We start from the raw sequence: 12,500 nt of genomic DNA on the forward strand, positions 1-12,500 counted from the left end.
ACGACAACCGAATTCGGGTGAAATCTCCCGCAAAGTGGGGCGTGCAGATTGCAGGAATGATTTTTCAAACACGCTCTAGATCTAAAATTATTTCTATAATCTGCATGCCTTATGTTACAGAAGGATTTTCCAAATGTCGTATAAAATGCTGCACCCAGAAAAGTGCGGCATTTTAAGATGTACCGGCAAGACCATCAGGCAGGGAAAACTTATAATACATAATCAAAATGATTCTATGCTACAATAATCAAAACTTTAATTCTAAAGGAAACTGCCGTTTAAGCGGCAATACCATAATGATAAGTTCATTTTAGGACACGTTCTGTGTCATCTGCATTCTCAAGGGGAAGAGGAAGCGTAAAGGGAAAAGAAAAATATATAGCTGTTTGCAGTTGGTGCAGCGGCAAAATACGGAGGAAGACATGTGTGGTATCTGTGGATTTACAGGTCGCAGGCAGGATCAGAAAGCAGTCATTGAGAAGATGATGAAATCCATTGAACATAGGGGCCCGGACAGCGAAGGCTCTTTTTGTGGTGGAGAAATTACCCTGGGATTCAGACGACTTAGTATTATAGATTTGGAAGACGGGCAGCAGCCCATGGAAAGCGCAGACGGCAGTCTGCATATTGTATTTAACGGAGAAATTTATGATTATCAGGAATTGCGCGAGGAATTAGAGACTGCTGGGATTACATTTCGCACCCATTCCGACACGGAGGTTCTGGTCAATACCCTTCAGCAGTACGGGGAAAAAGCCCTGGACAAGCTGCGGGGAATGTTTGGATTTGCGGTGTGGAATGAAAAAGAGCAGACTTTGATGCTTGCCCGGGACTTCTTTGGGATTAAGCCTGTGTATTATGCCCAGATTGGGGAACATTTTGTATTTGCGTCTGAGATTAAGAGTATTCTTGCTTTTCCAGGCTATAAGAGGGAAGTGAATCAGCTGGCGCTGGAGCAGTATCTGTCTTTTCAGTATTCTCCTCTGGAAGAGACCTTTTTCAAAGGGATTTACAAGCTGATGCCAGGCCATATTCTGCTCTATAAAGATGGAAAATATAAAATTAAAACATATTTTCAGCCAAGGCTTACGCCGGGAGTATGTCCTAATCTGCAGCCCCTTCAGAAACAGCTGTCAGACGTTCTGGAAGATTCCGTGAAGCATCACATGCTCAGTGATGTGGAAGTTGGTGCCTTTCTCTCTGGCGGCGTGGACTCTGGCTATCTGTCTGCCGCTTCAGGTGCAGACCAGGCTTTTACCGTAGGATTTGATGAAGGAAACCGCTACAACGAAGTCAGCAAGGCAGCAGAAGTTGCCAAGAAAGCCGGGCTGAAGCATCATGTAAAGATCATCTCCAAGCAGGAATTCTGGGATTCCCTTCCGGATGTAATGTATCACATGGATGAACCATTGGGAGACGCTTCCGCAATCGCCCTGTATTTTCTGTCCAGGGAAGCTGCCAAGCATGTGAAAGTAGTGCTCTCCGGTGAGGGAGCCGATGAGCTTTTCGGCGGCTACAATATCTATCGGGAACCAGAGTCTTTGAAAGCAGTATCCTGGATTCCATTCCAGGTTAGAAAGGCAATAGGCAGGCTGGCGGCGAAGCTTCCCGATGTCAAAGGTCGTGATTTCCTGATTCGTGCAGGAATGAAAGTAGAAGAGCGTTTCATCGGAAACGCCTATATTTTCCGGGAGAAAGAGAAAAAACAGATTCTAAAAAATGGCATTACCGGGCCATCCACCCAGGAATTTTTACGCCCGTTTTATGAAGAGATAGAAGATTCAGACATTACTGGAACACCAGAAACGACTGGAATCAAAACAAAAAAATCATCTCGTAGACATCCTTTACAGGATATGGAGAAAATGCAGTCCATCGACCTGAACTACTGGCTTCCCGGCGACATCCTCCAGAAAGCCGACAAGATGAGTATGGCTCATTCCCTGGAAGTGCGGGTGCCGTTCCTTGATAAGGAAGTCTTTGATCTGGCAGCCGGCCTTCCCAAAGACGCCAAGATTGCAGGTGGCACTACCAAATATATTTTCCGCAAAGCCGTATCCGGTTACATCCCCGAGGACACTGACGGCAGAAAAAAGCTGGGCTTTCCCATTCCCATCCGCGTATGGCTGCGGCAGGATGACTGGTACCAGATGGTGATGGAAATGTTCACATCCCGGGAAGCCGGGCAGTTTTTCCATACCGAGAAACTGGCAGAGCTTCTGAAAGACCACAAAGAAGGAAAAAAAGACAACAGCCGCAAGATCTGGACCGTCCTGGCTTTCCTGATCTGGTATCATCGCTTTTTCGTGTAGGCATCAAGTCAGGGTCAAAGATTTTTTGACTCTGATTTCTTATATATCGAAAATATAAACCCAACAGTCATTTTTACCAAAATCTTTCCCGAAATCCCCGAAACTCATTATATTGAGAATTATTCTCACCTTCCCACCTTTCCTTTTTCAGACAAAAGAAGTATGATAAGAACAAGTTAGCATGGACTAACAAAAGAGCAATCTGTCTGGGAGGAAGAGTTATGTTTCTTGAAATTAAAGGATTAAAGAAAGGCTTCGGATCTGGCGACAGCAGGACAGAAGTACTGCGGGGAATTGATTTTTCCGTGGAAAAAGGAGAATTCTGCGTCCTTCTGGGACCATCCGGTTCCGGAAAATCCACACTTTTGAATATTATCGGCGGAATTGATGAGCCGGACGAGGGCTACATTTCCATAAACGGGGAAAAAACAGGGGATATGAAAGAAAAGGCCCTGACCCTTTACCGCAGGAAGCATCTTGGCTACGTGTTCCAGATGTACAATCTGATCCCAAATTTAAATGTCAAAGAAAACATTGAAGTAGGCGCATATCTGAGCAATAAGGCGCTGGATATTGACGAGCTTCTTCATACGTTGGGACTATACGAGCATAGGCATAAGCTGCCAAATCAGCTTTCCGGCGGACAGCAGCAGAGAACCGCCATCGGCCGTGCCATTGTAAAAAATCCGGATATTCTTCTGTGTGATGAGCCAACAGGTGCCCTGGATTACAACACTTCCAAGGAAATTCTGAAGCTGATCGAGCAGGTAAACCAGAAATATGGAAATACCATCATCATGGTTACCCACAATGACGCCATCAAAAATATGGCAGACCGTGTGGTAAAGCTTCGCGACGGCCAGATCCGCAGAAACTATCTCAATGAGTCAAAAGTCTCAGCAGACGATCTTGACTGGTAAGGCGGTGCACTATGAGAAATCCATTGTGGAAACGTCTTCCAAGAGAGCTAAAAAGTGATTTTGGAAAATACATTGTAATCTTTCTGTTTATGACTTTGACCATCGGATTTGTATCCGGTTTTCTGGTTGCAGATGACAGTATGCTTGCAGCCTATGATGAGAGCTTTGAGAAATACAACATTGAGCATGGCAATTTTACCCTGTCCTCAGAAGCCAGCGAAAGCACAATAAAGAAAATTGAGGAAAAAGGAGATGTCCGTCTCTGTAAAAATTTTTACAGAGACGAGTCGGTGGATACGGATCTGGATGGAACGGAAAACGGAACCATCCGAATTTACCAGGACCGTACGGATATGGACCTTGTATGCCTGATGAAAGGGGAAATGCCCCAGGCAAAGAATGAGATTGCCATTGACCGTATGTATGCGGACAACAACAGCCTGACCGTAGGAGACAAGATCAAAGTTGGAGGTGAAGAACTGTCCATTACAGGACTGATAGCGTTATCCGACTACAGTTGTTTATTTTCCAACAACAGCGACATGATGTTCGATGCAGTAAAATTCGGCGTTGCCATTATGACAGAAGAGGGGGCTGACCAGTTCGGCACTACCCATCTGGAATACCGCTATTCCTGGCAGTACGCCAATGAGCCCAAGGATGACATCGAAGCCAAAAACATGTCCGAGGATTTCATTGATATTCTTGTAAAATACGCGAAGGTAACAGAAGTAATTCCGGGCTATGCGAACCAGGCCATTCATTTCACCGGGGATGATATGGGCAGCGATAAGGCGATGATGGAGGTTTTGCTTTATATTCTTATTGTGATCATTGCCTTTGTATTTGCGGTTACCATTAACAACACCATTGCAAAAGAGGCCTCTGTCATCGGAACCCTGCGTGCATCCGGCTATTCCAGAGGGGAACTGCTTCGCCATTATATTTCCCTGCCAATCATCGTGACTGTGATTGCGGCGCTGCTTGGAAATGTGCTGGGATATACTGTTTTTAAGGGCATGTGTGCCGCTATGTATTACGGAAGCTACAGCCTTCCAACCTACGAGACCCGCTGGAATGCAGATGCATTTATTCTTACTACGGTGATTCCCGTAGTGCTGATGCTGGTGATCAATCTGCTTCTGATTTCCAGAAAGCTTCAGCTGTCACCCCTAAAATTCCTGCGTCATGATCTTAGCACTTCCCGCAGGAAAAAAGCAGTGCGTCTGCCTAATTTTAAATTTTTCAGCCGTTTTCGCCTGCGCATTATCCTGCAGAACAAATCCAGTTACCTGACCTTGTTTGTGGGAATCTTTTTTGCTAATGTACTGCTGCTGTTCGGAATGATGATGAAGCCTCTTTTGGATCATTATCAGGAAGAAACTGTGGCGAATATGCTCGCGCCTTATCAGTATATTCTCAACGTACCGGAAGAGCCGGATGAGGATGAGAAATTTACTTTGATGGGAATGATCGAGAAGCTGTTGACTCCGTCCTTAAAAACCAATGAAGAATCCGCAGAAAAACTCTGCCTGGAATCTGTGAAAAACGTTGTGCCGGGAAAAGATGGAGAGACCATCACCGTTTATGGAATTGAAGATGACAGTGATTATGTAAGCACAGAACTGCCCACCGACGGCGTGCTGATTTCCGATGGCTATTCTGAGAAATATAAGGTAAAAAGCGGCGACACCATTTTACTGAAGGAGTCCTACGGAAACGAGGAATATGAATTAACTGTCCGGGGCATTTACCAGTATCCTGGTGCACTGGCTGTGTTCATGCCGGTTGATTCCTTCCGGAAGACATTTGGGAAAAGCGAAGATTACTTTAACGGATATTTTTCCCAGGAAAAGATCACGGATCTGGATGAGGATCTGATTGCAGCGACCATCACAGAAGATGATCTTACCAAAATCAGCCGTCAGCTGGATGTTTCCATGGGCGAGATGTTCCAGCTAATCAATGTTTTTTCTGTGATTCTGTTTGCATTGTTGATTTACCTGCTGACCAAGCTGATTATTGAGAAGAACGCAACGGCGATTTCCATGGTAAAAATTCTGGGCTATCAGAATCGGGAAATCATGAGTCTGTATCTGACTTCTACCACGTGGGTAGTGGTTATTAGTATTTTACTTAGTCTGGTGCTATCCACCTGGACCATACATGGAATTTACAGTTATCTGATGTCCTCCTTCTCCGGCTGGCTGACCCTGTATCTGGAACCGAAGGTTTACCCGGAAATGTTTGCCATGGGCATGGGCGCATATATATTGGTAGCGGTGCTTCAGTTTAGAAGAATCCGGAAGATTCCGATGGATGTAGCGCTGAAGAATGTGGAATAAGGAAAACAAAATAGAATATTGAGGGATTTCAGGCCGGACTCTTGATCTGACAGGAGCCCGGTTTGATTTATTTATTGAGAGATTTATTCACAATTTCATGTTGTGATTTTGGTCTGTTTCGTATATACTTTCCCTTGTAGCCCAAAGTGGATATTTTGTATCCGACAGGGGCATGCTGAATATGATCATTCAGCATGCCCGCCACAGTTTTTCAAGAAGAGGAGATACGAACATGGATTACGCAAAAGAATCCTTAAAAATGCACTATGAGTTAAAAGGTAAAATTGAAGTGGTATCAAGAGCAAAGGTTGATTCCAAGGATGCATTAAGCCTTGCCTACACCCCTGGTGTTGCCCAGCCTTGCCTTGAGATTCAGAAAGATATTAATAAAAGCTATGAGCTTACCAGACGCTGGAATACTGTTGCAGTTGTGACAGACGGTACTGCAGTTCTGGGACTTGGCGATATCGGTCCGGAGGCTGGCATGCCGGTTATGGAAGGAAAATGCGTTCTGTTTAAAGAGTTCGGTGATGTAGATGCCATTCCGCTTTGCGTGCGCAGCAAGGATGTAGATGAGATCGTGCAGACCGTCCGCCTGCTGGCAGGAAGCTTCGGCGGTGTGAATCTGGAGGACATTTCCGCACCAAGATGCTTTGAAATTGAGAAAAAGCTGAAAGAATGCTGCGATATCCCGATCTTCCATGATGATCAGCATGGAACAGCCGTTATCACTCTTGCCGGTGTGATCAATGCACTGAAAGTAGTTGGAAAGAAGATTGAAGACATTAAGATCGTTACTTCCGGTGCAGGTGCTGCTGGTATTGCGATTATTAAGCTTCTGATTTCCATGGGACTTAAGAATGTCATTATGACAGACCGCCAGGGCGCTATTTATGAGGGACGCGAAGGTCTGAACCCGATCAAGGAAGAGATGGCAAAGATCACCAATGCCAATCATGAAAAGGGAACCTTAAGCGAAGTAATCAAAGGCGCAGATGTATTTATCGGTGTTTCCGCACCGGGAACCCTTACTCCGGATATGGTGCGCACCATGGCAAAAGACCCGATCATCTTTGCATGCGCGAACCCTACTCCTGAGATCTTCCCGGAGGAGGCTAAGGCAGCAGGTGCAGCCGTTGTATCCACCGGCCGCTCTGACTATCCAAACCAGGTAAACAACGTTCTGTGCTTCCCGGGAATCTTCCGCGGTGCATTAGATGTCCGCGCTTCCGACATTAACGATGAGATGAAGATCGCCGCAGCTTACGCCATCGCAGGTCTTGTAAGCGATGAAGAGCTGTGCGCCGACTATATCCTCCCGGCTGCCTTCGACTCCCGCGTCAAAGACGCCGTTGCCAAAGCAACTGCAGAAGCAGCGATCAAGAGCGGCGTAGCAAGAATCTAAAGTATAAATTTTAAAGTAAAAACTTACCAGTAACCAGTGATTTTGCAAGGCATATTCGTGAGCAGGTCATTTCAGGAGCGCTCTTAACGGAAACGAGATCCACTGCCTACGAAGACTTAACATCGAAGGCTCTCCTGAGATGTTTAGTCGTAGTTGGCAGTTAGCTCGGTGGAGTGTTGCGACGACCTGCGATGAATATGCCTTGTGAAATCACGTACGGGTAATGGTATTATAAATCCTCTTATTCGCTTCCGCCGAATAAAGCTTCAAATGATGCCCAATCCGAATCGCCTTGGAATCCGTTCCATGTCCAATAAATTTGGTTTGCGCGATCGGCGTCCTTTTTTCTGCAAATTTCAGCACCAGTTCTGCCATATCCGGCTTGCATTCACTGGCCTCTATCTTCGTAAATGTCCCCAGCAAAATCCCGTTTACTTTTTTAAAAACTCCCATCTGACTAAGCTGGCTTAAGTAAGTCACCATCTGGGGAACCCCGCCGCCATAGGACTCCAGCAGCAGAATTTTCTCACGCATATCCGGCCAGAAAGGCGTTCCTGCAAGCTTCAAAAGACAGCGGATATTCCCGCCCACAACCATGCCTTCCATATGCGTTCCCCGGACAAACTCACAGGGAAAATCATAAAGGGCAGAGCTTCCGCCAAGCACAGTCTCCAGAAAATCCGTAATCTGCTCCTGGCTGTGCTCATAAGTCAGATTTCGTACCTGATAAAGTACGGAAAATTTACCCGTGCGTGCATAAATAGCATTCAAAACAGTAGTCAGATCACTGTATCCCCAGAAATGCTTTTTCCCATAGGCAATGGTCTGGAAATCCAGATAAGGCAGAATCTCATTGGCCAGATCCCCGCCGGACACATCGAAAATTTCCTCCACAGAATCATCCCTGTAAAAATTCATTAACGCCTGGGCACGCTCCCTGGCAGTTCCGACCATCCCATTTTCATCCCCATACAGATAAGGGCTAAGCTCCGGCACAAACCCTGATTTCTCCAGAATCTGAACCAGCAGATCAACCGTTTCGGCCTGCTTTTGGTCAAGTCCGTTAGAGCAACAGACAATCCCAACTTTACTTCCCTGCTTCATAAAAAAGAATCCTTTCTGCAATCAAAATACATGTAATTTTTCATATATTTTACCATTAAAAACTGTGCACTAAGCATAAAAACACACTCAGTCACAAATTTTTAGTTATTTCTTTATATTATAAACAAATATTTCCCATAATTCTACCATGTTCCCCAATGTTTCCGAAACAATTACAAAAATTCTGGGCAGAATCAACAAATTTTCAATGGAAAAAAATGAGAAAAAAGTGCAAATAAATTATTGACAGCTTATATAAATTAGAATATACTAATCAACGTAAGTGAAACATAATAATAAATAGGTGTTTCTAAAGCACAAAAGGAAGGATGATATGATGCCGTTATCAATGGTAAACGAAGGAGAGCCGCAGGTGATCAAAAAAGTCGGCGGAAAAGAAGAAACCCGTAAATTTCTTGAGAATCTTGGATTTGTACAGGGAGCTACTGTAACTGTCGTCAGCGAGATTGGCGGTAACATGATCGTGAATGTGAAGGATTCCCGAGTTGCCATTGGCAAAGATATGGCGAATCGGATCATGGTCTGAAATCCAGAAAAAAGGAGTCTAGTATTATGAAAACATTAAGGCAAGTTGGCGTAGGCCAGACTGTCAAAGTGAAAAGACTGCACGGCGAGGGCCCGGTAAAGAGACGTATCATGGACATGGGAATCACCAAAGGTGTAGAGATCTATGTACGTAAGGTTGCACCGCTCGGCGATCCTATCGAGGTAACCGTAAGAGATTACGAGCTGTCTCTGAGAAAAGTCGATGCAGAAATGATCGAGGTAGAATAAGCATCGGTCATTTTTTTACCTGGTCGGTTAGCGGATCCTAATAAATAGGCGATGACGCTAACAAATGAAAGCTGATTGAAACAATCAGCAGTGGCGGTTAATGGATAAGAAGCATCCAGACAGATGATCCGCCGGACAATTGAAGAAAGAAAATCTGGAAAGAAAGAGGAGGCATGAAAATGTCGATTAAGATTGCACTTGCAGGTAACCCTAACTGCGGCAAGACCACATTATTCAATGCACTGACCGGCTCTAACCAGTTCGTTGGTAACTGGCCTGGTGTAACAGTAGAGAAAAAAGAAGGTAAACTGAAAGGCCACAAAGATGTAACAATCATGGACCTACCTGGAATCTATTCCCTTTCTCCATATACTCTGGAGGAGGTTGTAGCCAGAAATTACCTCATTAATGAGATGCCAGATGCGATCATCAACATCGTAGATGGTACAAACCTTGAGCGTAACCTGTATCTGTCCACACAGATCATGGAGCTTGGTATTCCGGTTGTTATGGCCATCAACATGATGGACCTGGTTCAGAAATCCGGAAACAAAATACATATTGATAAATTAAGCAAAAAGCTTGGCTGCGAAGTAGTTGAGATTTCCGCTCTTAAGGGAACCGGAATCATGAAAGCTGCTGAGAAAGCAATCAGCGCAGCACAGAGCAAAAAGAAAACCGTTCCGGTTCACGAGTTCGCACAGGATGTTGAGGACGCAATCAAATCTGTTGAGGACAAACTGACAGGAACTGTTGCAGACGCTCAGAAACGTTTCTTTGCAATCAAACTCATCGAGAAAGATGACAAGATCGTAGAGCAGATGAAGAGTGTTCCAGATGTATCCTACGAAGTAAAAGCTCTGGAAGACAAATTTGATGATGATACAGAGAGTATTATCACAAACGAGCGTTATGTATACATCTCCTCCATTATCGGACAGTGCTATACAAAATCTTCTACAGGAAAGAAACTTACAACTTCTGATAAGATCGACAGAATCGTAACCAACAGATGGTTAGCTCTTCCGATTTTCGCAGTTGTAATGTGGATTGTTTATTATGTATCTGTAAGTACAGTTGGTGGTTTCGTAACAGACTGGACAAACGATGTACTGTTCGGTGAGATCATTCCTCCGGCAATCGAGTCCGCTCTGGAAGCTGTACACTGCGCTGCATGGCTGCAGGGACTGATCCTTGACGGTATTGTTGCCGGTGTTGGTGCTGTACTTGGTTTCGTACCGCAGATGTTAGTTCTGTTCCTGTTCCTTGCATTCCTTGAGTCCTGCGGATACATGGCTCGTGTTGCATTTATCATGGACAGAATCTTCCGTAAATTCGGTCTTTCCGGAAAATCCTTCATCCCAATGCTGATCGGTTCTGGATGCGGTGTTCCTGGAGTTATGGCTTCCCGTACAATCGAGAACGACCGTGACCGTAAAATGACAATCATGACCACAACATTTGTTCCTTGTGGTGCTAAGCTCCCGATCATCGCTATGATCGCTGGTGCATTCTTTGACAACAGTGGATGGGTATCCACAAGTGCTTACTTTGTTGGTATCGCAGCAATCATCTGCTCCGGTATCATCCTGAAGAAAACAAAAATGTTTGCTGGCGAGCCGGCACCATTCGTTATGGAGCTTCCGGCATATCACTGGCCGACAGTTGGAAACGTATTAAGAAGCGTTTGGGAGAGAGCATGGTCCTTCATCAAGAAAGCTGGTACCATCATTCTTCTATCCACCATCGTTCTTTGGTTCCTTATGGGATTCGGTTGGGAAGGCGGTTCCTTCGGAATGGTAGAAGAGCTGAACAACAGTATTCTTGCTAAGATCGGTTCTGCTATCGCATGGATCTTCACTCCACTTGGATGGACAAACGCCGGCGAAGGATGGAAGATGGCAGTTGCTGCTGTTTCCGGTCTTATCGCAAAAGAGAACGTCGTTGCTACATTCGGTATGCTCTTCGGATTTGCTGAGGTTGCAGAGGATGGAGCAGAGATCTGGGGAAATCTTGCAGCAGTTATGACTCCTGTTGCTGCTTATGGATTCCTTGTATTCAACCTTCTGTGTGCTCCTTGCTTCGCAGCTATGGGTGCGATCAAGAGAGAGATGAACAACGCTAAATGGTTCTGGTTCGCAATCGGATATCAGTGCGGTCTTGCTTATGTAGTTGCACTTTGCATCTATCAGATTGGTACACTGCTTACAGGCGGCGGATTTGGACTGGGAACAGTTGTAGCATTTGTTCTGGTTGCAGCATTCCTGTACCTGCTCTTCAGACCATACAAAGAGAGCAACAGCTTAAAAGTAAATACAAAAAGTATTGCTTAAGCAAAAGGTCTTGTAAAAATATTTCAGCCTGTATCCTTTAAAGATACAGGCTGGAATTTTTATATAAGGAGAAATGGAAAATCGTATTTCTTTTTATATAAGAATTCCAGAATAACAAACAATCAAAAGTTCAGAAAAAGGATGGCGATAAAATGATGGAAAAAGCAGTAGGAGAAAAAGCATATCAGAACAATGAAGCATATGAGCGCACACAGATGCAAAAAGATATGATCATAGAACGATTGCGCGAGCAGGGCTGCCGGATTACCAGACAGCGCCAGCTGATCCTGGACATTATTCTGGCAGAAGAATGCTCCTGCTGTAAGGAGATTTATTACAAGGTGCAGGAAAAGGATAAGAACATTGGTCCTGCAACCATTTACCGCATGGTAAATATGCTGGAGCGTATTGGCGCGATCAGCCGCAAAAATATGTACCGGATATCCGGCTGCGAAGCCTGCTGTCAGGCAAATGGCTGCACAGTAAGGCTGAGTGATGATACAGTCTGTAAGTTACCTTCTGAAGTCTGGAAACAGGTAGTAAAGGCGGGACTTAAAAATATGGGCTATATCGGAGATCAGGATATTGAAAGTATTGAGATGACAATGTCGAATTGCCAGGTATAAAGCTGTCTGCAATGAAACGGACAGGCAAATGCCGACTAGGGATCGGGATACGTCAGTATTGTGAGCCGAGGCCCAAAAGAAAGGCGGAGGTGGAGCAATCATGTGGTGTATGAAAAAAGAGGGAATGAAGGAGTCCAGGGAGGATTATCTGGAAACAATTCTGGTGCTGAACCGGAAATCACCGGACGATGTCAGACCTGTGGATGTGGCAAATCATCTGGGAATCACCAAGCCCAGCGTGACAAGGGCCATGACAGAGCTGGAAAAGGAGGGGCATATCAGAAGAAACGAAAAAGGACGTCTGCTTCTTACGGAGTCAGGCCGTGAAATTGCAGAAAAGGTGTATGAAAAGCATTGCGTGATCACACAGCTTTTTTCCAGATGTGCCAATGTATCTGAGGAAACCGCGGAGTCTGATGCGTGCAAAGTAGAGCACGTGATCAGCGAGGAAACCTTTCAGGGAATTAAGAGTTATCTGAACGCCATGCCGAAAAGCGTCGAAAATTAGGGTATGGTTGAAAGATGCTTTTTATAAGATGCGCAGACGATTACAAGCGAGGGTTTAATTATACAATATAGACAAAGTGCACAAAGGTAACAAACGTTAGTTGTATAAAACATGGAAAATAATTGAGAAAGTTTTTCAACAAACAAAAAACC

Annotated in this window: 11 protein-coding genes; 10 read left to right on the forward strand and 1 reads right to left on the reverse strand. The window is 44.8% G+C overall.

The genetic code is table 11. The features are described from left to right. The first annotated feature begins 17 nt into the window (after positions 1–17). The 5 genes from DWZ38_RS23545 (at position 18) to DWZ38_RS12200 (ending at position 6,982) form a co-directional block, all read left to right on the forward strand. Positions 18–176: a DUF6783 domain-containing protein gene (locus tag DWZ38_RS23545; RefSeq protein ID WP_347519626.1), complete on the forward strand. Its 159-nt coding sequence runs from the start codon at positions 18–20 to the stop codon at positions 174–176. Positions 177–395: 219 nt separating this feature from the next. Beyond that, positions 396–2,312, forward strand: coding sequence for an asparagine synthase (glutamine-hydrolyzing) (gene asnB / locus DWZ38_RS12185; RefSeq protein WP_347519715.1), 1,917 nt, complete (start codon positions 396–398; stop codon positions 2,310–2,312). 221 nt (positions 2,313–2,533) lie between these two features. Then, entirely contained in the window at positions 2,534–3,232 is a 699-nt protein-coding gene (locus DWZ38_RS12190) for an ABC transporter ATP-binding protein (protein WP_021926330.1), read from the forward strand. 11 nt (positions 3,233–3,243) lie between these two features. Then, positions 3,244–5,577, forward strand: coding sequence for an ABC transporter permease (locus DWZ38_RS12195; RefSeq protein WP_117853080.1), 2,334 nt, complete (start codon positions 3,244–3,246; stop codon positions 5,575–5,577). A 232-nt stretch (positions 5,578–5,809) separates the two neighbouring features. Next, positions 5,810–6,982, forward strand: coding sequence for a malic enzyme-like NAD(P)-binding protein (locus DWZ38_RS12200; protein WP_117853082.1), 1,173 nt, complete (start codon positions 5,810–5,812; stop codon positions 6,980–6,982). A gap of 210 nt (positions 6,983–7,192) precedes the next feature. Here the strand turns inward: DWZ38_RS12200 and DWZ38_RS12205 are convergent, their stop codons facing one another. Continuing rightward, the gene (locus DWZ38_RS12205) at positions 7,193–8,086 is read right to left on the reverse strand and encodes an LD-carboxypeptidase (protein ID WP_117853085.1); all 894 of its coding nucleotides are present in this window, start codon (positions 8,084–8,086) and stop codon (positions 7,193–7,195) included. A 334-nt stretch (positions 8,087–8,420) separates the two neighbouring features. Here DWZ38_RS12205 and DWZ38_RS12210 point away from each other — a divergent pair, with 334 nt between their 5' ends. The 5 genes from DWZ38_RS12210 to DWZ38_RS12230 all read left to right on the forward strand — a co-directional run bounded on the left by DWZ38_RS12210 (position 8,421) and on the right by DWZ38_RS12230 (position 12,348). Continuing rightward, positions 8,421–8,633 (forward strand): FeoA family protein, encoded by a 213-nt coding sequence (locus DWZ38_RS12210; RefSeq protein ID WP_021926334.1) that lies wholly within the window; start codon positions 8,421–8,423, stop codon positions 8,631–8,633. Positions 8,634–8,659: 26 nt separating this feature from the next. Further along, entirely contained in the window at positions 8,660–8,881 is a 222-nt protein-coding gene (locus DWZ38_RS12215) for a FeoA family protein (protein WP_021926335.1), read from the forward strand. A 179-nt stretch (positions 8,882–9,060) separates the two neighbouring features. Beyond that, positions 9,061–11,214: a ferrous iron transport protein B gene (gene feoB / locus DWZ38_RS12220; protein ID WP_117853087.1), complete on the forward strand. Its 2,154-nt coding sequence runs from the start codon at positions 9,061–9,063 to the stop codon at positions 11,212–11,214. A gap of 152 nt (positions 11,215–11,366) precedes the next feature. Further along, entirely contained in the window at positions 11,367–11,840 is a 474-nt protein-coding gene (locus DWZ38_RS12225) for a transcriptional repressor (protein ID WP_021926337.1), read from the forward strand. A 100-nt stretch (positions 11,841–11,940) separates the two neighbouring features. Continuing rightward, positions 11,941–12,348: a metal-dependent transcriptional regulator gene (locus DWZ38_RS12230; RefSeq protein WP_021926338.1), complete on the forward strand. Its 408-nt coding sequence runs from the start codon at positions 11,941–11,943 to the stop codon at positions 12,346–12,348. The last annotated feature ends 152 nt before the right edge of the window (positions 12,349–12,500 follow it).

The sequence above is a fragment of the Ruminococcus sp. AF31-8BH genome (assembly GCF_003460605.1).
Taxonomy (GTDB): domain Bacteria; phylum Bacillota; class Clostridia; order Lachnospirales; family Lachnospiraceae; genus Blautia_A; species Blautia_A acetigignens.